The sequence below is a fragment of the Paenirhizobium naphthalenivorans genome (genome assembly GCF_007992095.1).
In the GTDB taxonomy this organism is placed as follows: Bacteria; Pseudomonadota; Alphaproteobacteria; order Rhizobiales; family Rhizobiaceae; genus Allorhizobium; species Allorhizobium naphthalenivorans.
Window position 1 is genome coordinate 1 of record NZ_BJZP01000024.1, and the last position, 22,507, is coordinate 22,507.

General features: G+C 60.8%; 26 protein-coding genes. 14 read left to right on the forward strand and 12 right to left on the reverse strand.

All coding sequences use genetic code 11. The features are described from left to right. Positions 1-233: 233 nt before the first annotated feature. Positions 234-779, forward strand: coding sequence for a hypothetical protein (locus tag RNA01_RS18460; protein WP_147181645.1), 546 nt, complete (start codon positions 234-236; stop codon positions 777-779). A 35-nt stretch (positions 780-814) separates the two neighbouring features. Here RNA01_RS18460 and ilvC read toward each other — a convergent pair whose 3' ends face one another. Both ilvC and RNA01_RS18470 read right to left on the reverse strand, forming a co-directional pair. After that, a complete protein-coding gene (gene ilvC / locus RNA01_RS18465) occupies positions 815-1,834 on the reverse strand; it encodes a ketol-acid reductoisomerase (protein WP_147181646.1) in 1,020 nt (339 codons plus the stop codon). Between the two features lie 23 nt (positions 1,835-1,857). Beyond that, the gene (locus RNA01_RS18470) at positions 1,858-2,544 is read right to left on the reverse strand and encodes a TetR/AcrR family transcriptional regulator (RefSeq protein ID WP_235916763.1); all 687 of its coding nucleotides are present in this window, start codon (positions 2,542-2,544) and stop codon (positions 1,858-1,860) included. 367 nt (positions 2,545-2,911) lie between these two features. On the opposite strand from RNA01_RS18470, the gene RNA01_RS18475 reads away from it, so the two are divergent. The 3 genes from RNA01_RS18475 (at position 2,912) to RNA01_RS18485 (ending at position 4,038) form a co-directional block, all read left to right on the forward strand. After that, on the forward strand, positions 2,912-3,154 hold the full coding sequence (locus RNA01_RS18475; RefSeq protein ID WP_147181648.1) for a hypothetical protein: 243 nt from the start codon (positions 2,912-2,914) through the stop codon (positions 3,152-3,154). 95 nt (positions 3,155-3,249) lie between these two features. After that, positions 3,250-3,498, forward strand: coding sequence for a hypothetical protein (locus RNA01_RS18480; protein ID WP_147181649.1), 249 nt, complete (start codon positions 3,250-3,252; stop codon positions 3,496-3,498). A gap of 150 nt (positions 3,499-3,648) precedes the next feature. Next, positions 3,649-4,038 (forward strand): DUF4087 domain-containing protein, encoded by a 390-nt coding sequence (locus RNA01_RS18485; protein WP_147181650.1) that lies wholly within the window; start codon positions 3,649-3,651, stop codon positions 4,036-4,038. Positions 4,039-4,299: 261 nt separating this feature from the next. Here RNA01_RS18485 and RNA01_RS18490 read toward each other — a convergent pair whose 3' ends face one another. Beyond that, complete coding sequence (locus RNA01_RS18490; protein ID WP_147181651.1) at positions 4,300-4,704, reverse strand: winged helix-turn-helix transcriptional regulator; 405 nt, start codon at positions 4,702-4,704, stop codon at positions 4,300-4,302. Positions 4,705-4,844: 140 nt separating this feature from the next. On the opposite strand from RNA01_RS18490, the gene RNA01_RS18495 reads away from it, so the two are divergent. Continuing rightward, positions 4,845-5,726 carry an SDR family oxidoreductase gene (locus RNA01_RS18495; RefSeq protein ID WP_147181652.1) on the forward strand — a complete coding sequence of 294 codons (882 nt, stop codon included), beginning with the start codon at positions 4,845-4,847 and terminating at the stop codon, positions 5,724-5,726. Positions 5,727-5,802: 76 nt separating this feature from the next. Here RNA01_RS18495 and RNA01_RS18500 read toward each other — a convergent pair whose 3' ends face one another. Then, positions 5,803-6,555 carry a pyridoxine 5'-phosphate synthase gene (locus tag RNA01_RS18500; RefSeq protein WP_147181653.1) on the reverse strand — a complete coding sequence of 251 codons (753 nt, stop codon included), beginning with the start codon at positions 6,553-6,555 and terminating at the stop codon, positions 5,803-5,805. Positions 6,556-6,879: 324 nt separating this feature from the next. On the opposite strand from RNA01_RS18500, the gene RNA01_RS18505 reads away from it, so the two are divergent. The 3 genes from RNA01_RS18505 (at position 6,880) to RNA01_RS18515 (ending at position 9,400) form a co-directional block, all read left to right on the forward strand. After that, positions 6,880-7,917 carry a hypothetical protein gene (locus tag RNA01_RS18505; protein WP_147181654.1) on the forward strand — a complete coding sequence of 346 codons (1,038 nt, stop codon included), beginning with the start codon at positions 6,880-6,882 and terminating at the stop codon, positions 7,915-7,917. A gap of 185 nt (positions 7,918-8,102) precedes the next feature. After that, positions 8,103-8,798, forward strand: a complete 696-nt coding sequence (locus RNA01_RS18510; protein WP_147181655.1) for a MerR family transcriptional regulator — start codon at positions 8,103-8,105, stop codon at positions 8,796-8,798. Between the two features lie 101 nt (positions 8,799-8,899). Further along, on the forward strand, positions 8,900-9,400 hold the full coding sequence (locus RNA01_RS18515) for a DUF4405 domain-containing protein (protein WP_147181656.1): 501 nt from the start codon (positions 8,900-8,902) through the stop codon (positions 9,398-9,400). An 18-nt stretch (positions 9,401-9,418) separates the two neighbouring features. Here RNA01_RS18515 and RNA01_RS18520 read toward each other — a convergent pair whose 3' ends face one another. Beyond that, positions 9,419-10,546, reverse strand: coding sequence for an ATP-dependent DNA helicase (locus RNA01_RS18520; RefSeq protein WP_147181657.1), 1,128 nt, complete (start codon positions 10,544-10,546; stop codon positions 9,419-9,421). 322 nt (positions 10,547-10,868) lie between these two features. Between RNA01_RS18520 and RNA01_RS18525 the strand changes: the two genes are divergently transcribed. The 3 genes from RNA01_RS18525 to RNA01_RS18535 are packed head-to-tail and all read left to right on the forward strand — an operon-like array spanning position 10,869 to position 12,572. After that, complete coding sequence (locus RNA01_RS18525) at positions 10,869-11,240, forward strand: COG4315 family predicted lipoprotein (protein WP_147181658.1); 372 nt, start codon at positions 10,869-10,871, stop codon at positions 11,238-11,240. Further along, positions 11,224-11,778 carry a sigma-70 family RNA polymerase sigma factor gene (locus tag RNA01_RS18530; RefSeq protein ID WP_147181659.1) on the forward strand — a complete coding sequence of 185 codons (555 nt, stop codon included), beginning with the start codon at positions 11,224-11,226 and terminating at the stop codon, positions 11,776-11,778. The genes RNA01_RS18525 and RNA01_RS18530 overlap by 17 nt, the downstream gene beginning before the upstream one ends. Beyond that, a complete protein-coding gene (locus RNA01_RS18535; RefSeq protein WP_147181660.1) occupies positions 11,775-12,572 on the forward strand; it encodes an anti-sigma factor family protein in 798 nt (265 codons plus the stop codon). The genes RNA01_RS18530 and RNA01_RS18535 overlap by 4 nt, the downstream gene beginning before the upstream one ends. Positions 12,573-12,626: 54 nt before the next feature. Here the strand turns inward: RNA01_RS18535 and RNA01_RS18540 are convergent, their stop codons facing one another. From RNA01_RS18540 to RNA01_RS18560, 5 genes are all read right to left on the reverse strand, one after another. Then, a complete protein-coding gene (locus tag RNA01_RS18540; RefSeq protein ID WP_147181661.1) occupies positions 12,627-13,487 on the reverse strand; it encodes a choice-of-anchor Z repeating domain-containing protein in 861 nt (286 codons plus the stop codon). An 85-nt stretch (positions 13,488-13,572) separates the two neighbouring features. Beyond that, positions 13,573-13,950 (reverse strand): nitrile hydratase accessory protein, encoded by a 378-nt coding sequence (locus RNA01_RS18545; RefSeq protein WP_147181662.1) that lies wholly within the window; start codon positions 13,948-13,950, stop codon positions 13,573-13,575. Then, a complete protein-coding gene (gene nthB / locus RNA01_RS18550; RefSeq protein WP_147181663.1) occupies positions 13,937-14,596 on the reverse strand; it encodes a nitrile hydratase subunit beta in 660 nt (219 codons plus the stop codon). Before nthB ends, RNA01_RS18545 begins: the two co-directional genes overlap by 14 nt. Then, positions 14,593-15,168 carry a nitrile hydratase subunit alpha gene (nthA, locus tag RNA01_RS18555; protein WP_147181709.1) on the reverse strand — a complete coding sequence of 192 codons (576 nt, stop codon included), beginning with the start codon at positions 15,166-15,168 and terminating at the stop codon, positions 14,593-14,595. The genes nthB and nthA overlap by 4 nt, the downstream gene beginning before the upstream one ends. A 117-nt stretch (positions 15,169-15,285) precedes the next feature. Further along, a complete protein-coding gene (locus RNA01_RS18560) occupies positions 15,286-15,852 on the reverse strand; it encodes a LysE family translocator (RefSeq protein WP_170253540.1) in 567 nt (188 codons plus the stop codon). A gap of 173 nt (positions 15,853-16,025) precedes the next feature. On the opposite strand from RNA01_RS18560, the gene RNA01_RS18565 reads away from it, so the two are divergent. Both RNA01_RS18565 and RNA01_RS24470 read left to right on the forward strand, forming a co-directional pair. Then, positions 16,026-16,871 carry an aldo/keto reductase gene (locus RNA01_RS18565; RefSeq protein WP_147181665.1) on the forward strand — a complete coding sequence of 282 codons (846 nt, stop codon included), beginning with the start codon at positions 16,026-16,028 and terminating at the stop codon, positions 16,869-16,871. A gap of 145 nt (positions 16,872-17,016) precedes the next feature. Continuing rightward, entirely contained in the window at positions 17,017-17,475 is a 459-nt protein-coding gene (locus RNA01_RS24470; protein ID WP_147181666.1) for a metalloregulator ArsR/SmtB family transcription factor, read from the forward strand. Positions 17,476-17,580: 105 nt separating this feature from the next. Here the strand turns inward: RNA01_RS24470 and ilvN are convergent, their stop codons facing one another. Next, a complete protein-coding gene (gene ilvN, locus RNA01_RS18575; protein ID WP_147181667.1) occupies positions 17,581-18,153 on the reverse strand; it encodes an acetolactate synthase small subunit in 573 nt (190 codons plus the stop codon). 21 nt (positions 18,154-18,174) lie between these two features. Then, a complete protein-coding gene (locus RNA01_RS18580) occupies positions 18,175-19,953 on the reverse strand; it encodes an acetolactate synthase 3 large subunit (protein WP_268906699.1) in 1,779 nt (592 codons plus the stop codon). Between the two features lie 345 nt (positions 19,954-20,298). On the opposite strand from RNA01_RS18580, the gene RNA01_RS18585 reads away from it, so the two are divergent. Next, positions 20,299-22,467: an ATP-binding protein gene (locus tag RNA01_RS18585; protein WP_147181668.1), complete on the forward strand. Its 2,169-nt coding sequence runs from the start codon at positions 20,299-20,301 to the stop codon at positions 22,465-22,467. The last annotated feature ends 40 nt before the right edge of the window (positions 22,468-22,507 follow it).

Here is a 22,507-nt window from a genome sequence, read left to right on the forward strand (position 1 = left end):
CCGGGGAAGTTGCCCTCCCCGACGCGGATGTTCCGTAACTCGCGTTGCCACAGCCTCAAGCCATCCAGTCAGATGATCAAGATCGTCTGTGATATACCTGCACAGTTCAAATTAAACTTGCTAGTTTGAACAACCATAGAAAATTGTAACGACATATAACGTCAACACTCGCATCATCCGCGCTTTTCTCGGCAAATACCTATAGAAATGCGACAAAAATGGAATCCGGCCAGATGAGAACGCTTGATAAGACACTGTGCAGGCATGCCTTTGATGACGCTGTTGTCGCTATAGCTCGACTCGCGGCATTTTCAACATCTCGTAGCCTCAAAGCAATCGGTCATGGCGAGTATTATACGATCTCGGCAGATCTTTGCAAAAAAGATCTCTTGATAGCGGCGATATCCGTTAGGAAATTATCAGAAATAACAAGCACATCATCTACACTAAAGAATAATTCAGTTCGCTTTCTGGAAAACAAAACACAACAAAAATTGGCGTCATCAATATCTGTTTGGGATCTAATCGGAAACATAATTCATGGTGTCGAATTGGAGATAATAAAGAACATAGGCATGTTTATGTTCGCCTCCACAGATCCATTGAGAGCAATGAATAGCACAGACGAAATCGACGCTGCAGTTATCATAAAATCTGACAAATTTGATCGTCGAGCATTTAAACTCAATGATCTAATTTCCCACGTAAACACTTATATCGAGGAAGCCAACGACGAGATGGCAAAGCACCGTATCTTTTTGGGCAGTGGGTACGAATAGGCCGGGAAAATCCCGGCCTAAACGGTACTAGAGAATTAGTTGCGGTCCTTGTCGACCAGCTTGTTCTTGCCGATCCAAGGCATCATGGCGCGCAGCTTGGTGCCGACTTCCTCGATCTGATGGCTATCGTTGAGACGACGGATACCCTTGAAGCGTGCGGCGCCCGAACGGTATTCCTGCATCCAGTCCGAGGTGAACTTGCCGGTCTGGATGTCCTTCAGGACGCGCTTCATCTCGGCCTTGGTCTCGTCAGTGATGATGCGCGGGCCGGTGACATATTCGCCCCATTCTGCGGTGTTCGAGATCGAATAGTTCATGTTGGCGATACCGCCTTCATAGATCAGGTCAACGATCAGCTTCACTTCGTGCAGGCATTCGAAATAGGCCATTTCCGGGGCGTAGCCACCTTCGACCAGGGTTTCGAAGCCGGCGCGGATCAGTTCGACCAGACCGCCGCAGAGGACGACCTGCTCGCCGAACAGGTCGGTTTCGCATTCTTCCTTGAAGTTGGTCTCGATGATGCCCGAACGGCCGCCGCCAACGCCGCAGGCGTAGGAAAGGGCAACTTCAAGGGCGTTGCCCGAAGAGTCCTGATGAACGGCAACGAGGCAAGGAACGCCGCCGCCCTTCTGATATTCGCCGCGAACCGTGTGGCCCGGGCCCTTCGGTGCGATCATGACCACGTCGAGCGAAGCCTTCGGCTCGATCAGGCCGAAATGGATATTGAGGCCGTGAGCAAACGCGATGGCAGCGCCGTCACGGATGTTGTCGGCGATATCGGCCTTGTAGATGTCGGCCTGCAGCTCGTCCGGAGTCGCCATCATGATCAGGTCGCCCCACTTGGCGGCTTCCGCGACGGTCATGACCTTGAAGCCGTCGGCTTCAGCCTTCTTGATGGTCGGCGAGCCGGCCTTCAGGGCGATGACGACGTTGGCGGCGCCGGAATCCTTGAGGTTCAACGCATGAGCGCGCCCCTGGGAGCCGTAGCCGACGATGACGACATTCTTGGCCTTGATGAGATTGAGATCGGCATCACGATCGTAATAGACGCGCATTGTATGTTCCTTCCCTATGCTTGTCAGTTGTGGTGACTATCACTAACCGGCTGACCGGAACGGGTTGCCCCGTCGCGGCCCGCCAGAGCTTTTTCCGTGCCATAGAGCGCCAGGAAGGCATGAACCGCCTTCTCCGCCCGAGCAGCGAAACCCTTGGTCTGCGGCATATCGCCGAGCAGCATGCGCACATGCATATCCGAAACGATCAGGCCGTAAAGTGTGCGATAGGCCTCCTCGCCGTCAGCGAAACGCAGCAGGCCGTCGCGCTGTCCCGCGTCGAGCAACGCCCGCGCCCGCCGGTCGATCTGGCGGCGGCCGCGCTCAAGCAGCAATGTGCCGAGCTTCGAACCGTCGCGATTGGTCTGGCCGATCGCCAGCCTATTGAGCGCAAGCGACACATCACCGGCCAGAACCTCCAGCAGATCGTGCGCAAAAACCTCGAGATGTTCGGTCAGGCTTGCCGCTGTCAGCCGCTCGCCCGGTCGTTCGAAAGTGCGTACCTTGCTCGCCTGATAAGAGATCATCGCCGACAGCAGTCCATCGCGATCGCCGAACCACTTGTAGAGGCTTTCCTTGGAGCAATTGGCAGCACGCGCCAGTCCGGCCGTCGTCAGCGCCTTGTCGCCACCCTCCACCAGAAGCCTCAAGGCTTCGGCGAGAACGGCGCTCTGGCGCGGTGTGAATTCGGCGTTGGCGGCTTCGGTCTGCACGATTGACATCTCTTAAGTACCGTACGGTACGGTTCTGTTTAAAGAGGAAAAACCGTACAGTCAAGAGGTCGATCAACCCCGCCGGATCGGACGTCGACTACAAGGCGGACGAGGCATCACTTTTTTTTGAGAGCGGGCAATAAGGGCCTTTTGACAAACGTTTCCACGACTTCTGGAACAAGCTATCCATATGTTTTTGTGCAATTTTCTTTTCGCATAGAAAGTCTTTCGGAGCTTGCAAGATATCGAACCGATTAGTTCGATTGTGCGCAATGTTCTATTGCCATCACCTCTGAACAGGTCCAAATACCCACTCATCGAACCAAACAGTTCGATCAAAGTTCGAGACAATTCAGAGGATTTCATCATGAAAATTGCAATCGCCGCCGCAATCGCCACCCTCGCCGCCGCACCGGCAGCTTTCGCGCTCCAGCCAATCCCGGGGTCGATCACCTACAACGGTCACCAGGTACAACTCGAAAAGGCCCCTGCCGGCTCGAATTTCTACCGCGACTTCTTCGGTCCAAATGGCGAGCATGTGCACGAAACATACCAGGTCAACGCCGACCGCTCCGCATCACTCGTCTCGCGCGTCAGCTTCGACCGGTAACCCCTCAGGGGCGCGGAACACATGCGCCCATGATGCCGCTTCGGGAGCGGGCCTGGAAAAGACCTGCCTCGATCCACCAACCAAGGAGACATATCATGAAGACCCTTACCGCAACCGCCCTTATCGCTACGCTTCTCGGAGCCTCGTCCGCCCTCGCCCTCCAGCCGATTCCTGGCTCGATCACCTATAATGGCCATCAGTCACGGCTCGAAAAGGCACCGGCAGGCTCGAACTTCTTCCACACGTTCTTCGGTCAGAACGGCGAGCAGGTGCGCGAAACATACCAGGTCAACGCCGATCACAGCGTATCCCTCGTCTCGCGCGCCGTCGCCAACGACAAGTAAACCGGTCATGTGACCATAAAACGGGCTCCGAAGCGCAAGCTCCGGAGCCGTAACTCGGACAAGCAGGGTCCTCGGCCCACTTTTAGCCTTTGGCGAAAACGGCACCCGGCGTTATGCCTTCATCAGCCAAATGACCAAGGAGCCATGCCGATGCAGCCGCGACGCCTCACCCTTATTCTCAGCCTTGCAATTCTGGCTGGTCCACAACTGGCCGCCGCCAAGGAAAACCGCTGTGGCTGGATCCAGAACCCGACGCCCGGCAACTATTGGCTCGACGACCGCGACGGTATGTGGGTCATGTTGACTCAAGGCTCGGACGAAGAGCCGCGCGGCTTCGAGAACTTCCCCGACATCTCTACCGGCGATTATGTCGCGAGCAATGGCAATTATGGCTATACTTGCGGCTGCATCCAGGCCGAGACGGAGCGCAACAAAGACCCGCAGGATGCCTCAGCCGGCAGGATTACCGCCATTTACGGGGTGAAGCTGCTGCCGTTGAAGAAATGCCTGGCGGATCGCAGCCTGCCGAAGCCGGAGTAATTCCGACGGCGTGATCCGATCGGCAGAACTAGCGAAGCCTGGCGCGCGGCATATGCCGAAGAATCGACAACTTTTGAAGAGCCGGACTTTTAGTTGTTCCCGGCAACGGCAAGTCTTGCCTTCAGCTCGATCCGGACAGCCGCACCGGCGCGGTTTCGCTGTGTCCGCCGGGTTCCAGTTCGTCGGCGGAAAACGCCACACGGTGTTCGGTCGGCAACTTAACGGCCAGAGCCGGGCAGCAGGAGCAGTGGCAGCGGGCGCTCAAGCGTTGCGCTCGTCAAAGCTCCGCCGCGCTTCCTTGACGGCGAGATAGTTCGCCTCCGCCCAGTCGAGCAGGCCGCACAGGGCCGCAAACAGCGACTGCCCGAGTTCGGTCAGCCGGTATTCGACGCTCGGCGGCTTCGTCGGAAACACGGTGCGCAAGGCGTAACCATCACGCTCGAGGTCCCTCAATGTCTGCGTCAGCATCCGCTGCGAGATGTCCGGGACCAGCCGCCTGAGTTCGCCGAAACGATAGGGCTTTTCCGACAGCGCCAGCAGGATCAACGTCGACCATTTTCCGCCGATGTGATCAATGACGGTGCGCACCGGGCAGTTCTCCAGGCCCGGCCCGTCGCCGCTATATCCGGAAATCTTGGCTTGAAACCTTGTGATGGCGACGGTCATGGCGGTTCCCTGTCGGTTCGCTAGGCACTAAAAACTGCCTCCTTTACAATGCTGGGTCAATTCCCAATTTAGCCTAACTCTCATTTTGAGAGCACCAATTCATTCGGCGGCTAAGCCCGCCACTGCTGAAGGAAAAGACCATGAGCAAGATCCTCGTCACCGGCGCCTCCGGTCATCTCGGCCGTCTCGTCATCCAGAACCTGACAGATGCCAACAAGGTGGCGCCATCCGGCATCGTCGCCGCGAGCCGCGACCCCGGCAAACTCGCAGACCTCGCCGCACGCGGGATCGAAACCCGGCGCGTGGATTTTGACGACGCATCCAGCCTCGCAAACGCCTTTGCCGGCATTGACCGCCTCCTCATCATCTCGACCGACGCACTCGACCGCCCTGGCCGTCGCCTGGAACAGCACACAGCGGCCGTTGCGGCAGCCAAGGCCGCCGGCGTCGGCCGGATCTTCTACACCTCGATGCCGAAACCCGAGACCAGCCTCGTCAGCTTTGCCCCGGATCACGCAGGAACCGAGAAAGCGATCGAGGAAAGTGGCATCCCCTACACGATCTTTCGCAACGGCTGGTACATGGAGAACCTGTTGATGAGCCTGCCGCAGTCGCTCGCAAGCGGACAGTGGTACAGCGCGGCAGACAAGGGCAAAAATGCCTATGTGGCGCGCGCCGACATCGCCGCTGCGATCGCAGGCGGTCTGGCAAATCCGGAAAGCGGCAATGCCATTTACACGTTGACGGGCTCCATAGCCCTATCAACCGAAGAAATCGCAGCGCTCGTCACTGATGTGAGTGGCAAGCCGCTCACCGTCGTCCACCTGAACGACGAGCAGCTCGCTGGCGGGATGAAGAGCGCCGGCGTTCCCGATTTCCTCATTCCGATGCTGATCTCGTTCGAGACGAACACCCGGGCCGGCGGCTTCGACGTCGTGACCGACGATGTAAAGAAGCTATCCGGCCGGGCCCCGCTGGACCTCAAGAGCTTCCTCGAAGCCAACAAGGACACACTCGCCTGAGGCTGTTCGTGCCCGGCCATCGTTTTTGATGGCATCATCACTGAAGCCGGCGCGACGGCTCGCGCCGGACAACATCTCAGGCCAACTGGCCGCAGGCGCGGCGGAAACGGCGCACAGTCTCTGCAAAGCCGAATTCAAGCGCATCGGCGGTCAACCCATGGCCGATCGACACTTCGGCGAGGGCGGGAATGCGTTGCATCAGTGCCGGCAGGTTGGCGACGGTCAGATCATGGCCGGCATTGACCGCGAGACCGACGGCAAGCGCGGCATCGGCAGTACGACCGAGCAGATCAATCTCCCGCGCCGCCTTCTCCGGATCGTCATAACAGCCACCGTAAGGGCCGGTGTAGAGTTCGATCCGATCGGCACCCGTCGCCCGTGCCTTTCTCGTCGCATCGACATCACCGTCACCATCAGCAAACAGCGAGACCCGCATGCCCTTGGACTTCAGACGGCCGACCACCTCGGTCAGGAAGGACTGGTGTCCGGTGAAATCCCATCCGTGATCGGACGTCGCCTGGCTAGGATCGTCCGGCACAAGCGTGACCTGTTCAGGCTCTGTCGCCTCGCAGAGCAGGAGGAAATCCTCGCTCGGATACCCCTCGATGTTGAACTCGGCCTGCGGGAACGAATCGTCGATCAGAGCCCGCAGCACCGGCAAATCGCTGAAACGGATATGCCGCTGGTCGGGGCGCGGATGAACAGTCAGGCCACTGGCACCGGCCTCAAGAGCGATCCGACCGAAACGAGCAACATCCGGCCAGGGCAAATCGCGGCGATTCCGAAGCATGGCGATGGCGTTCAGATTGACGGAGAGCTTGGCAGGCATCGGAAATATCCATGAGAAGGCTTCATTCTGGTTTCATTTAGGCGATACCGACCGGGAAGGCCAACGAGAATCGCACATACGTCCATTGAGGAAACTGATGGATGGCCCCGCTGGGCGCCAAATTCGGCCTCTACGCTCCCTAATCTACGGTATTGACAGCGTTTTCTGAGGAGAACGTTGAGATTCGCTTTGTGTCATCCGTCACAGTCGCTAAGTTGATGAACAGAAGCGCCGCGACACCGCCTAGCCGTGCCGAGAAAGGGCGAACCAGACCACCTCAAGACAACTGAGACGCGAGGCGACAGCAAACCGGATGGAGACGCAATGAACCACGACCGGCGCATCGAAACCGAGAAGATCAGCCGGGCGCTTGCGGCGATCCTGTCCAGCCAAACTTTCGCGCGTTCGGAGAGGTTGCGAACCTTCCTCAAATTCGTCGTCGAACATGAGCAGCTCGGCCTCGCCCATCAGATCAAGGGTTACACGATCGGCATGGACGTCTTCAGTCGAGACGGCGTGCTCGATCCTGGAGTTGAGGCGCTGGTCCGGGTGCAGGCCGGCAAGCTCAGGCGGCTGCTTAATCTCTATTATGCCGACGAAGGACGAAATGATCCCGTCCGCATCCGCATTCCGCTCGGCGGTTACGTCCCGGTCTATGAGGTGCGGGCGGACGTCCGGCGCACGCTTGAAAGCGCAGTGGCCGGCCTCCCCGCCGCGGAAGGGGATCTGGACGGTGCGATCCGCATAGACCGGCCGACTGGTGCTGGCAGCGACCACCAACCCGGACGTGGTCAGCCTGCTCAGACCCCCGACGATCAATTGCCAGACCTTCCGCAGATCCATATTGTGATCAGTTCAACGAGCGACTGGCGCGCGAGAACTTTCGAGAATGCACTACGATTCTTGGAGACGAGACTCTGCGCCTTGAGTCTGGCCCCGCTGCGATCTCCCTTCCCGGCCGAACCCCGATGCCTTGATTTCCTGCTCAAGCTGGATTCGGCGCACGGCACCGGCCCGCTCCGTGCCCGCCTCGTGCACCCCGCCACCGGCGCAACGATCTCAGCGCAATCGCGTCCCGCCGCGGGCTCGGCCAGCAGCCGTCAGGTCGCCGCCTTCGCCAACCTGTTCGGCGCGCAGACTATGACGCTTAGCGGGGAGATCTATGCGTTCTGCAGCGAAAATGGTATTTCGACGCCGCTAATGGACTCCCTTGAGGCGACATATCATTACAGACTCGAGAACTCGCATGACGCGTACCTCGAAGCGAGCCGCCACCAGCAGCGCCTCGTCCACCCCCAGAGGCTACCTGCTTTCATCACTGAGTTGTCTGACCTCCTGGCCCTGACAATCCGCCAATCCTGAGCCACCTTCGGCTTGACGATAGCATTTGCCAAACCGTCAAATGCGGACTAGTCTTGTTCATTCGCATATTAAAACACAACTGTGGGTGGACGCAGCATAACAGCGCAGGGGGATGCGCTGGGCCTTGTCCTTTGCGAAAGCCGTTAGAATTGCAGACTAGATGCAACGCTAGACAGGGAGAGGTCATGGCGGACGGATCGGAACACCTGCAGAAAGACAGCCATCGCCCCTTAGCCCCCCCTGCGGGGGCCATCCACCTTCCAGACATCCCGCTGCCGCGCGACATGCCGGCAGAGCCCATCCCGATTGCCGACATGGCCGAGATCTTCGGCATCACCCACCGCACGCTTCACTTCTACGAGGAAAAAGGCCTGATCTCTGCCCAACGCATCGGTCTGATGCGGGTCTACGGCCACTCGGACATCGCCCGCATGGCGCTGATCAACGCCTGCCGCGAGATTGGCATGCCGGTAGCCGGGATCCAGGATCTGCTTGAAGCACTGAGATCGGCGAACTCCACCGCCGAAGCCAACCGGATTTTTGAGGACGCGCTCCTCGCTCGCAAGCGCGAACTGACTGCCGATCTTTCGACCATTCATAGACAATTGCAGCAACTCGCGTCGCTCGTGTCGCATGGCGTTATCGACGGACCAGTCGACCGCGCTGCCCTGCCCGACGACACCATTGCGCTAACCGAGCTTGAGCGCCGCTGCGTCGAACTGATGGCCGAAGATTATACGCCTGCGCGCGTGGCACACGCCCTGTCGCTGACCAGTTCGCAAGTCGAAACGCTGGAGACGGCGATAATCCGCAAACTCGATGCCCACAACCGCTTCCAGGCAGTCGCCAAGGCTGTCCTGCTGGGCTTGGTCGCATCATGAACAATACTTGGGCTTTGTCAAAAATGACGACGATTTAACGGGACATGGCAGCTGGACGATATTAACTGTTGGACGAAAACAACAAACAGATGGTCCTCCCAATGCCCACCTTCCTTTCACGCTATGCCACGCCCTTCACCACCGGCCTCTTCCTCGTCTCGCTCATCTCGGGCATCGCCCTGTTCTTCCACTTCAGCACTTCGGCCTTTCGGGAGATGCACGAATGGCTGAGCATGGTGCTGATCCTTCCCTTCATCCTTCATATCTGGAAAAATTGGCGGCCGTTCCTGACGTATTTCAAGCGTCCGCCCATGGCGATCGCACTCGGCCTGTCGCTTGCCGCCGGTATCGTCATGGCGTGGCCGGCCCTAACCGGAGAATCCTCCGTTTCTCCCCAGGTCGCCATGATCGAGCTCGTCACCAATGGCACGCCTGCCCAGGTCGCACCGCTCTATGGCCAGACGGAAGAGGCTTTCATCGCCATTCTCAAGGAAAAGGGCTTCACTGCGGCAGAAACCGGCAAGTCGCTGGTCGATATAGCCACCGCCTCCGGCAAGGGCGAGCGTGACGTTGCCATGACCCTGACGATGCTCAAGCAGTAAGTGATCAGGGAAAGACGCTCACCGGACGATGGTGAGCGTCTCCGCTGCACGGGTGACCGCCGTATAAAGCCAGCGCTCGCGCGTATCGCGAAATGCCCAGCTCTCGTCGAACAAGACGACGTCGTTCCACTGCGAACCCTGGGCCTTGTGCACCGTCAGCGCATAGCCGTAATCGAATTCATCGTAGCGCTTGCGTGTCGACCAAGGGATTTCCGTGTCGACATCCTCGAAGGCCGCCTTCAGCAGTTTGATCTTGGCGGCCCCGCGATCCATGTCGTCGTCTTCCGGCTTGATCAACAGATTGATGCCCGGCTTCACCGTCTCGCGCGAGGACGTCATCACCTGCCACAGCGAGCCGTTAAGCAACCCCTTTACCTGGTCGTTCCTCAGACACACGAGCTTGTCGCCGGCTTGCGGATGGTCGACCGTAAAGCCCTTCAGTTCCCGCAGCCGCTTATTATAGCGCCGCCGTGTCTTGTTGGTGCCGACCAGCACCTGATCGGCACCCAGCACCAGATCCTGCGTCACCTCGTTCTTCGAGATCACCCTGGCGGTACCATAGTCGCCATACATGATCTCCTTGCCCTCGCGCACATGCATGGCGAGCTGGATGATCGGGTTGTCGCGCGCCTGGCGGTGAATGTCGGTGAGCAGGTAGTCGGGCTCCTGGTCGGTGAAGAAGCCACCGCCCGAAACCGGCGGCAGCTGGCCCGGGTCGCCGAGCACCAGAATCGGCGTGCCGAAGCTCATCAAGTCGCGACCGAGCTGCTCGTCGACCATCGAGCATTCATCGATGACGATCAACGCAGCCTTCGCCACCGGACTCTGCCGGTTGATCGAGAACATCGGCGCAATCGACGTGCGGCCGGTTTCCTCATCCTCAACGGCTTCCTCGCCGCGCGGACGATAGATCAGCGAGTGGATGGTCTTGGCGTTCGACGCGCCGCGCGAGCGCAGCACCTGGGCCGCCTTACCGGTGAAGGCGGCGAATAACACGTCACCATCGACATTCTCGGCGAAATGCTTGGCAAGGGTCGTCTTGCCCGTGCCGGCATAACCGAACAGGCGAAACACCGGCTGCTTGCCCTCCTTCAGCCATGTCGAAACGGCTTTCAGGGCTTCGTCCTGCTGGGGTGCGAATTGCATGGAATGGTGCTTGGCAGGATTCCCCGTCCTTGGCAAGGCGAAGGCCGGACCTCGGTCGACCCGTCCCAAGGTTTGCGACGGGAGCCATCATAAAGATCACCGCCGTGGGCAGAGAACCGGCCGAGGTGCCAGAATGCCCATTTTGCGTTTTACATTCGCAGGCGCTACGCAACGTTTGGCGCGCCAACGCCGTTTCCTTGACGCCTCTGCACGGGCAAAAAGAATATCGTGTCAGGGTGGGAATAAAACGGCCTCTTGCGATGTCTACTGCACAGGCAAGCCCATAACGGCGCCTGCCGTAACCTCTCCGGAGAAGACATCCATGAGAAACCGCATTCTCCTCAGCATCGCGCTCGCCGCCTTGGCCGGCTCCGCGCTCGCCGCCCCGGTCAAGACCGTGAAGAGCGGCAAGGGACCGGTCGTCGCCGCCGACAACGGCATGACCCTCTACACCTTCAAGAACGACAGGAAGGGCGTCTCCAACTGCTATGACGCCTGCGCCAAGAACTGGCCGCCCTTCATCGCCGCTTCCGGCGCCAAGGCCGAAGGTGCATATTCGCTGGTGACCCGCAAGGGCGGCACCCTGCAATGGGCCAAAGACGGCAAGCCGCTCTACTTCTGGGTCAAGGACATGAAGCAAGGCGACGCCACCGGCGACGGCGTGAAAGGTGTCTGGAATGCCGCAAGGCCCTGACGACGATAACCGGAAGCCGGGGGAAACCGCTCCCGGCTACGGCCCGTTCGAACGCGACGTCCTCGCGCTGCTTCCACAGCTCAGGCGCTACGCGCGCAGCCTTGCCCGCTCGGATGCCGAAGGTGACGACCTGCTGCAGGATTGCGTCGAGAAGGCCCTGACCAACCGGCGCCACTGGCGTGGCATCAACCTCAAGGCCTGGACCTATGCGATCATGACCAACCTCTATCGCAACCGCTATCGCCATAACGCGCGTCATCCGGCCGTCAGCATAGACGAGGCGGCCGGACTGCCGGCGGCCGAGGTCCCCAGCGATCCGCTCGAGCGCGACCGGCTGGTGGCGGCCCTCGACAGCCTGCCGGAGGAAAACCGTGCCGTACTGATGCTGGTCACCGTCGAGGGCTACGGCTATCAGGAAGTGGCCGACATGCTCGATCTGCCGATCGGCACCGTCATGTCCCGCCTGTCGCGCGCCCGCCAGCGCCTGCGCGATCAATTGAACGACAGCAACATTATCTCGTTGCGGAGACCGCGATGACCGACAGAAACACCCCCGTCAGTGAAAACGACCTGCATGCCTATGTCGACGGCTTTCTCGATCCCGATCAGCGGCGTGAGGTCGAGACCTGGCTGGACGCCAATCCGGACGCCGCCGCGATGGTCGCCGACTGGCAACGGCAAAATGCGGACATCCGCGACCTCTTTGCCAGCCTCGCCGAGGCACGGGCGGACGACGACACCCTTGTTTCGAAGGCTGGTGCGAGGACCGAACGCGGCTCCGCCCGAAATCACCCCCGTCTCTGGCAGGCCGCCGCCGCGGTGACGATCTTCGTCGGCGGCACTGTTGCCGGTCAGTTGGCCCCGCCATTGTTCACCGGCGAACCGCAACCGGCCCTGCAGAGCGTCGCCACGCTGCCAGACCAGTCACGCTCGGCTTTCCTGATCTATGCCAGCGACATCCGCCATCCGGTCGAGGTCGGCGCCGACGAGCAGCAACATCTCGCCGCTTGGCTCGGCAAGCGGCTCGACACGCCCTTGCGCATCCCCAACCTCACGACCATAGGCCTGAAACTTGTCGGCGGCCGGCTCGTGCCAGTCAGCGGCAAGGCCGGCGCGCTGCTGATGTACGAGGACGATGCCGGCGAACGGATCACCGTGCTGCTCGGCCGCAACGAGGAAAACCGCGAAACCAGCTTCCGTTATGCGAGCCTCGGAGATCTCGAGACTTTTTACTGGATCGACGGCCCGATCGGCTATGCCGTGACCGGCGAGATCTCGCGCGAACGGCTGCAGCAGGTGGCCGACGAGTGCTACCGGCAGTTCGAGACCTGACAAGGCCAAACGGGCCGGAGGCACAGCCGACCGACACCTGCCGCTTCCATCCAGTCAGCCGACGACCGCCAGCTCGACCTCCACCGAGGCGCCACCGTTTTGCGTGCCGGCCATGACCACGACCGGCAGCTTACCCGCCTTGGCCAGATCCTCGGACGACAGGGTCACGACCAGCAGGCCCGCAGTCTTGAAGACACTGTCCCTCTTCTTGTCGCCGACCTTGACGGTGGACTTGGCATCGAAGCCGCTGCCCTCCACCTTGAGCGTCAGGTCCGGGTCATGCACTTTCTTGACGGCTGGATCGAGCCTGTCGATCTTCGGCCGCGCCACGACCGGCTTCTCAGCCGTGCGGAACACCGCCTTGAAGATTTCCTCCAGCTTGTCCGATGCCTCCTTGGCGAACATGCCGGCCAGCGCGCCGAGTGCGGCAAAGCCGAACGGATTGGCCGTGTTCATCACCGCGCCGCTGTCGTTGAGCGAAGCCGAAAACAGCCCGCCGCGCACCACCATGTAGAGGAACAGCGACAGCCCCATGCCGATCGGCACCTTCATCAGGTACCACCAGGTCCAGCTAGGCTCATAGCGGCCGAGGCCGTGGAAATTGGCGTAGGTGCGCGCCGCGGAGACCGCGCTTCCGAGCGCACCCGAGACCAGCACGATCATCAGCAGCCGGACCTCGACCTGATCGGTGAAGTTCCATAGGGATCGCAATTCGGGGATGGTCTCCCCCAGAGGCGTAAAGGGGCTCGGCCAGATCGCCACCAGCAGACACGTCAGAAGGATCGGCAGGATCAACAGATAGACGCCGAGCGACCGTTCCCGTCTCTTCTCGTTCACGAGTTCCTTCTTGGTCTGCGCTTCTGTGTCTTTGGCCTGTTGTTCCCGGTCCTCTGAAATGGTTGTTTCCGCAGCCATCCGGTCCCCCAGCTTGCATTGCCCGTACCTATGTCGGACGATACTCCAAGCAGAAACAAATGCAACCGAACCGGGAATACGGAAATCAGGAGCAACGCAGCGGATCGTTGGCGAGCACGATCGGGCTGCCATGCGGCGTGGCCTCTGCCGCACGCTTCCAGCTTTCCTGCAGCGAAAGCACCGTCTCCGTCTCGGCGAGCCCCTTGGCGGCGAGCAGCGTGGTCAGCGCGGCCACCCAGCCGTCGAAATAGTCCGAACCGTCCGCGGCCCGCCCGGGCCTGTGCAGTTCGTCCGACAGGGACTTGGCCCACTCGCCCCAGCTGAACAAGCCCCTCTCGTGCAAATGCACGGTCATAGCAAACGCCTGCGCATGCCACGGCTCGCCAAACACCGGATCTCCCTCGGTCGACTTCGGCAGGCCGGGCGATTGCCACAAGGCGGACGTGATCTCACAGGTGCTCAAGATAGCTCTCCCAGGCGTCGACCGACACGGTGAGCGTCGGGTCGCAGCCGTCGCCCCAGATCTCGGCCGCGTCGAAAACCACGGTATAGACCCATTGGGGGTTCTCGCCGTTCCCATGCGCATTGTCATCGGGGAATACGAAGCTGCCCTGCACCGCCTCGATCCTGCCGAGCTTGCCGCGCGCATAGCGCGGCAGGCGCGTATGGGACTCCGGATGAGAGTTGCGGGTCTTGACGCGGTCACCGGCGGCAAACTGAGGCTCGACATGCACAGGCCGGTCGCACGGCCCACCACGGGCGAGCATGCCGGCCACCATCTCGGCCTTCAGTATGCACATGGGCACCGCCCCTTGCGTCAGGCTCTTCCCCGAACGAAGCTCGTCGCGCGTGGCAAATCCGTGCCGTTCCAGCAACGTGTCGAGCGCCCGGATCCAGATCTCGTAATAGCTCGCCGAGAGATAGTCCGCGGGCGGAATGCTTTCGCGCACGTGCCGGCTTTCGTCGATGTTCCACGCTCCGAAGGCGCCGCAGGACAACGTCAGGCCGAGCGCCCGCTTCTCCCAGTCTGCATGGAAGACCGGTTCGTCCTTCTCCGGCGCCACCGGGCCGAAGCCCATCTGTCCGCCGAGATCGTGCGGCCCGTTCACGATGCGGTTCTCGGAGCGAGCGCCAAGCCCGTGCCGATCATCGAATCGCGGGTGACGAGGCCGGCGAGAGCCTCCTCGCCCAGGTCGTCCATGCCGGCGGGACGCTCGGGCACGACGAGATAGCGAAGCTCCGCCGTCGAATCCCATACGCGGATCTGCGTTTCCGGGCTCAGCGTCACGCCGAATTCGGCCAGCACGGCGCGCGGATTGATCACGGCGCGCGAGCGGTAGGCCGGCGCCTTGTACCAGACCGGCGGCAACCCGAGCACCGCCCAGGGGTAACAGGAACAGAGCGTGCAGACGACCATGTTGTGGGTGTCCGGCGTGTTGAACACGGCGCGCATGTGCTCGCCCTGGCGGCCGGTGTAGCCGAGGCTGGCGATCGCCGCGGTCGCGTCAACGCGCAGCCATTCGGCAAAATCCGGATTGGCCCAGGCCTTCGCCACCACGCGCGCCCCGTTGCGCGGGCCGACCCTGGTCTCGTAGGTCTCGACAATCGCGTCGATGGCCGCTGGATCGATCAATCCCTTTTCCGTCAGCAGGGTCTCCAGCGCACGCACCCGAGCCTGCATGTCGGAATAATGGTTGTCGTGATCATGATCATGGCTGTGGTCAAACAAATCACTCTTCCTTCATCCAAGCGCTTAGTCTTATTCACGCTTGGACCATTGGCAATAGCGTCGAATTGACTACTTGAGCATAGGCCACAGGCTGGCGACCAGTAGCAGCGCCATGGTGATGTTGAACCACTTCAATCGCACCGGCACGGAAAGCCATTCGCGCAACACCGAGCCGAAGCTTGCCCAGGTCGACACGCTCGGCAAGTTGACCGCGGCAAAGACCAGGCCGACAACAATCACACTCCACAGATAGCTGCGCTCGTCGACATAGACCGACATCGCCGTGACAGCCATCACCCAGGCCTTGGGGTTGACCCATTGGAAGGCGGCAGCACCGAGGAAAGTCATAGGCTTGCCACCAACCTTGCCCTCTCCGAGAGTGCGCGAAGAGCCGATCTTCCAGGCTATATAGAGCAGATAGAGGCCACCGGCGATCTTCAGGCCGGTGTAGAGGATAGGAACGGTGGCGAACAGCGCACCGAGCCCAAGCCCCACTCCGATCAAGAGCGACAGGAAGCCGACGCCAATGCCGAGCATATGCGGGATCGTCCGGCGGAAGCCGAAATTCACCCCCGAGGCAAACAGCATCATATTGTTCGGCCCCGGTGTGATCGAGGTGGCGAAGGCGAAAGTCATCAGCGCCGTCAGTGTAGCAGTATCCAAGGCAGGTCTCCCGAAAAAGCCGCTGCACGTTAGTTGCGGGCGCCGCCGGCCGCCACTGTCGATTTGTCACCGTGGCAATCTGGCGATCCTTGCAAGCAGCAGGCACTCGGCTAAGCTGGCGTGACTGCCAGCGACGAGGTATTCCGATGCACGAACCGATCCCCACCGTCACCCTGCCCTCCGGCATCGACATCCCGGCGCTCGGCCTCGGCACCTGGCAGATGGGCGAGGCAAAGGCGCGCGCGCGCGACGAGATCGAAAGCCTGCGGCTCGGCATCGATCTCGGCATGACGCTGATCGATACGGCGGAAATGTATGGCGAGGGCGGCGCCGAACTTATCGTCGGCAAGGCGCTGGAGGATAGACGCGATGAGGTCTTCCTGGTCTCCAAAGTCTATCCCTGGAACGCCAGCCGCGAAGGCACGACTGTCGCCTGCGAGGCTAGCCTTCAGCGGCTTGGCACCGACCGGCTCGATCTCTACCTGCTGCACTGGCGCGGCGAGCATCCGCTGGCCGACACGGTCGCCGCCTTCGAGACCTTGCGGGCCGCCGGCAAGATCTGCGCCTGGGGCGTCTCCAATTTCGACCGCGCCGATATGGAGGAGTTACTCACAGTTCCCGGCGGCGAAAACTGCGCCGTCAATCAGGTGCTTTATAACCTGTCACGCCGCGGCATCGAATACGATCTGCTCCCCTGGTGCCAAACGCATAATATACCGGTTATGGCCTACTCGCCGATCGAACAGGGTCGCCTCATCCAGCATCCGGAATTGATCCGCATTGCCAAGGTCTACCAGGCCACCCCCGCGCAGGTCGCGCTCGCCTTCCTGCTCGAGCGCGACGGTGTGAGCGCCATCCCGAAATCCTCCAACCTCCGACGTGTGCGGGAAAATCGCGATGCCGTCGACCTCGACATCAGTGACGAGGACTGGGCCGTACTCGACACCGCCTTCCCGCCCCCGGAGAGAAACACGCCTCTCGAAATGCTGTGAAGGCCAAAAGCGCCAACCGGCACTCCGTCAAAACGAGCTATTTAGCTCTGGAACTAAATAGCAAACATTCCATAGACATTTAGGAAGCTTCCTAATTATAGAAATTCAGGCAACTGGATGCGCATTTCAACGACGGTATATTGACGTGAAGAAGCAGACAAAAAAGAAGATTTCCGGCAAGGATGAGCGACGCGTCCAGCAGGTCTTCCAGGCGCTGAGCGCCCCGCCGCGTCGTGCCATCCTAAAATATCTCACCGCCTCCGGCCTCACCGCCGGCGAGATCGCCAGTCATTTCGACATGGCCAAGCCTTCGATTTCCCAGCACCTCACGATCCTCGAAACGGCCGGACTGATCACCCGCGAAAAGCGCGGCCAATTCGTCCACTATGCTCTGGCACGGACCACCTTGATGGATATCCTCAGTGGCTTCATTGCCGAATTCAGCACAGCGGAAAGCGCTGCTCAGCAACAGGCCAAAGCGAAGCCAGACACGCCCGGCTCAAGACTGAATCCGAAGCCGAAGGCCGGACCGGACGAAACCATCGCAAGCGCCGAGCCCGAACCGGAGGCCAAGCCAACACCGGCGCAGATGTCGATGTTCTAGCCTCAGCTTCGGTCCGCCAGCCTCTTTCTCGACGAAACAAAAAAGAAAGCGGGCGACCGATAGGCCGCCCGCTCATATGCCAAACAAGAGACCCTTGCAGGCAGATCACATGCCCTGCGGGCCTCGGTTCATCGCAGCGATACCGGTGCGGCAAATCTCGTTCAGGCCGAGCGGCTTCATGGTCGCCACGAACTGATCGATCTTTGCCGACTTGCCGGTGATCTCGAAGATGAAATGCTCGACGGTTGCGTCGACGACCTTGGCCTGGAAGGCGTCGGCCAACCGCAGCGTCTCGGCGCGGGTCTCCCCTGTTCCAGCGACCTTGACGAGGGCCACTTCCCGCTCGACCGGGCGCTCCTGACCGAGGTCACGGGCGCGCACCGTCAGATCCACCACCCGGTGAACCGGAATGATGCGCTCTAGCTGTGCCTTGATCTGCTCAAGCACGCTCGGCGTGCCGCGCGTCACGATGGTGATGCGCGACAGATGTGCCTCGTGCTCGGTCTCGGAGACCGTCAGGCTTTCAATGTTGTAGCCCCGGCCGGAGAATAGGCCGATGACGCGGGCGAGCACACCCGGTTCGTTGTCGACGAGGACCGAAAGCGTGTGGCTCTCGGCGGCAGCGGTTTCCTTGGCGATGAAATAGGCCGAACCGGTCGGCTGAAGCTGTGCGTTCATGTCTTTGTTCCTATTCAATCGTCAAACCAACTGGCGGCCCTTGGCGTCAATGGCATTGGCCACGGCCTCGTCAGTCGCCTCGTCGGGCAAAAGCATTTCGTTATGCGCCTTGCCCGACGGGATCATCGGGAAGCAATTGGCAAGATTGGCGACGCGGCAATCGAAGATCACCGGCTTCTTGACGTCGATCATCTCCAGGATGGCGTCATCGAGATCAGCCGGATTGTCGCAACGCAGGCCGACCGCGCCATAGGCGTCCGCCAGCTTCACAAAGTCCGGCAGCGCTTCGGTATAGGAATGCGACAGCCGGTTACCGTGCAGGAGCTGCTGCCACTGACGTACCATGCCCATGTACTGATTGTTGAGGATGAAGATCTTCACCGGCGCCTCATATTGCACGGCACACGACATTTCCTGGATGCACATCTGGATCGAGGCGTCGCCGGCGATGTCGATGACGAGGCTTTCGGGATGAGCGATCTGCACGCCGATCGCCGCCGGGAAGCCATAGCCCATGGTGCCGAGGCCACCCGATGTCATCCAGCGGTTCGGCTGCTCAAAGCCGAAATACTGTGCCGCCCACATCTGATGCTGGCCGACTTCGGTGGTGATATAGGTGTCACGACCCTGGGTCAGCGCCGACAGCCGCTCGATGGCGTATTGCGGCATGATGACGTCCTTCGACGGCGTATAGGCAAACGACTTGCGCGCCCGCCATTGATCGACGCTTCGCTTCCAATCGGCCGTCTGGCTGGCGTCCGGCTTTTTCTCCAGCGCCCGCCACAACCTGACCATGTCCTCAAGCACATGGCCGACATCGCCGGCGATCGGAATGTCAACCCGAACGTTCTTGTTGATCGACGACGGATCAATGTCGATGTGGATCTTCTTCGAGTTCGGCGAAAATGCGTTGAGACGGCCGGTGATACGGTCATCAAAGCGCGCGCCGATGCAGACCATGACGTCGCAATCATGCATCGCCATGTTCGCTTCGTAGGACCCGTGCATGCCGAGCATGCCGAGCCAGTTTTTGCCCGAAGCGGGATAGGAGCCGAGCCCCATCAAAGTCGAGGTGATCGGGAAATCGGTAAGGTCAACCAGTTCGCGCAGCAACTTGGACGCTTCCGGCCCGGAGTTGACGACTCCGCCGCCCGAATAGATGATCGGGCGCCGTGCATTGGCCATCAGCTCGACGGCAGCGCGGATAGCGTTGATGTCGCCCTGCACCTTCGGCTGGTAGCTCTTCTGGATGACGTGATTGGACGGCGGCGTATAGGTCCCCGTGGCGAACTGCACATCCTTCGGCACGTCGACCAGAACCGGGCCGGGACGACCGGACTGGGCTATGCGAAATGCCTCATGGATGACCCGGGCGAGGTCGTTGACGTCTTTGACCAGCCAGTTGTGCTTGGTGCATGGCCGGGTAATGCCAACAGTGTCGCATTCCTGGAAGGCGTCGGAACCGATCAGCGAGGTCGGAACCTGGCCCGAAATGCAGACGAGCGGAATACTGTCCATCAGCGCGTCCTGCAACGGCGTGACGGCATTGGTGGCACCCGGACCGGAGGTCACCAGCATGACGCCGACCTTGCCCGTCGAACGGGCATAGCCCTCGGCCGCATGCCCGGCGCCCTGCTCGTGGCGCACGAGGATGTGCTGGATCTCGTCCTGCTGGAAGATCTCGTCATAAATCGGCAGCACGGCGCCGCCCGGATAGCCGAAAATATGCTCGACCCCGTTGTCCTTCAGCGCCTTGAGGACGATCTCCGCCCCCGTCATCTGATTGTCTTTGCCCGTCATGCCTCTTCCCGTCTGAACTATCTTGCGTGTTTTCTTGAAAAGGGTGCTACCCCGGTTTTGGCCATAAAAAAAGGCCCCTTTGAGGAGCCTGTCATCTAGCGCATGGGTGGCTGTCGCCGGGTGGTTACACCACCCTGCCCATGCGCTTTCCCACCACGATAAGGATCTGCGAATTATTCATGCTGAGAGAGATAGCCAGAAATCCGGCAGGCGTCAACGTAGACCAGACCAAAAAAATGGGCCATTCCGGTCCGGATCGGGCGCATACGCCCACAATATCGCACAATCGCTATACGCCCTGTTAAAGCCTGAACGACTAGACTACGCCCGACAAGGGAGCAAATATTGCGCAACGGTGATCTTCACACATCCGACGCCGCCGGCGAACAGGACCGTCGTGACCGGATGGCTCCGGGCAATCGGCTGCTCGGTCGCGTGGTCGCGTGCAACGGCGCGCGCGCGACCATCGCCGCAGTGGCGGAAGGCGGCGGCACGGATTTGACCGAACTCTGGTCGGTCGGCCGGCTGATCTCGATCACGGTCGGCACGAACCGCGTCGTGGCACTCGCCTATTCCATGCAGACCGGCTCGAAGAACTGGGGCGAACACGACGACAACTACTTCCTCATCGAGGTCGAATTGCTCGGCGAGGTGCAGGTCGCAGACAACGGGCGCGAGGATTTTTCAACCGGTATTTCCCGCTACCCTTATCTCGGCGCCATCGCCCACCGCATCCGTGCCGCAGACCTGTCACGCATATACGATACTGGCCAGCGCGACACCGCCGTGATTGGCAAACTGACCCAGGACGCGAGTATCGACGCGACGATCCACGTCCCTTCCATGCTGTCGAAGCACTTCGCCGTGGTCGGCTCGACCGGTGTCGGCAAATCGACAGCCGTCTCATTGCTCCTGCGCAAGGCGATCGAAAGCGACCCGAAACTACGGGTGCTGATCCTCGATCCGCACAATGAATTCGCCGCCGCCTTCCCAGAATACGCGGTCGTCATCGACACGGACACGCTCGACCTCCCCTTCTGGCTGATGAGGCTGGAGGAATTCGCCGAAGTCCTGTTCCGCGGCCGTCCACCGATTGCCGACGAACTCGACATCCTGCGGGACCTGATGCCGGAGGCGAAGCGAGCCTTCCGCGGCAATGAAAGCGCATTGATGCGCCGCTCCGGCGACAAGAGTTCGATGACCGCCGACACGCCGGTCCCCTATCGCATCGCCGACCTGCTCGCACTGATCGACGAACGCATCGGCAGACTCGAGGGGCGCGGAGAAAAGCCGCTGCTGCGATCGCTGAAGATGCGCATCATCGCAGCGATCAACGATCCGCGCTACCATTTCATGTTCTCCAACAATACGATCAGCGACACGATCATGGAGACGATCGCCCACATCTTCCGCATCCCGGGAGACGACCGGCCGATCTCGACCTTCCAGCTTGCCGGCATCCCGTCGGAAGTGGTCAATTCCGTCGCCTCCGTGCTTTGCCGCATGGCATTCGAGCTTGCGCTCTGGTCGAATGGCGCAATTCACATGCTGGTCGTGTGCGAGGAAGCCCACCGCTACGTGCCCGCCGACCCCAATCTCGGCTTCTTCCCGACCCGCCAGGCCATCGCCCGCATCGCCAAGGAGGGGCGCAAATACGGCGTATCGCTCGGCGTCATCACCCAGCGACCCGGTGAACTCGACCAGACCATCCTGTCGCAGTGCTCAACGCTCTTCGCCATGCGCCTCTCCAATGATCATGACCAGGAGATCATCCGCTCGGCCATTCCGGACTCGTCGATCTCGACCACGAGCTTTATCTCGTCAATCGGCAATGGCGAGGCGATCGCATTCGGTGAGGCAATCGCCGTGCCCATGCGCATGCGCTTCACCCGCGTCGACCAGAGCCATTTGCCCAAGGCCAATGGCGTGACCGCGAAAGTCTCTGACGAAGGCCCTGACACCGTCGACCTGCGCACCATCGTCAGCCGCATGCGCGCCATTTCCGGCCCTGACATTTCCGCCTTCCAGCAGAGTTTCGACGCTGCCACTTCCTATCATGGCGGCCCCGATGGCGAAGACACGGCACGCTCCGACATTGCGGGCGAGGAGGCGACCGACACCACACTCGATCAGCTTCCCCCGCTCCGTGCTGACGCAACCTTCGAGGAGATCCGTCAGGCGCTGCTTAAACCTGCTCCGGACCCGGTTGAACGGGCTGCCCGGCGGTCCACCTTCAGCCCCACCTCCTCCGCCCCGCAGGCAACGGAGCCACCGATCGAGCACTACCGCCCGGACATGCTGCCGCGCACCTCGCCGGGCGACGAACTGCCTCGCGGCTTGCGTCGTTTTGACGATCCGGTCATCCCGACACGCGAAGCCCTTGCCGCAAGGTCCGGCTCACAGCCATCGCCCGAGCACATAGAGCCCGCCCCCACCGCCCGCCGGGAGCCTGGTTTGTCCTTGCGCGAAAGCATTCTGAAAAAGCCGTTGTCGAGCCTCTATCGCAAGGATTGAAGCCGGCATGGGCTGATAGCGGCGGTCCACACGGTTCTGC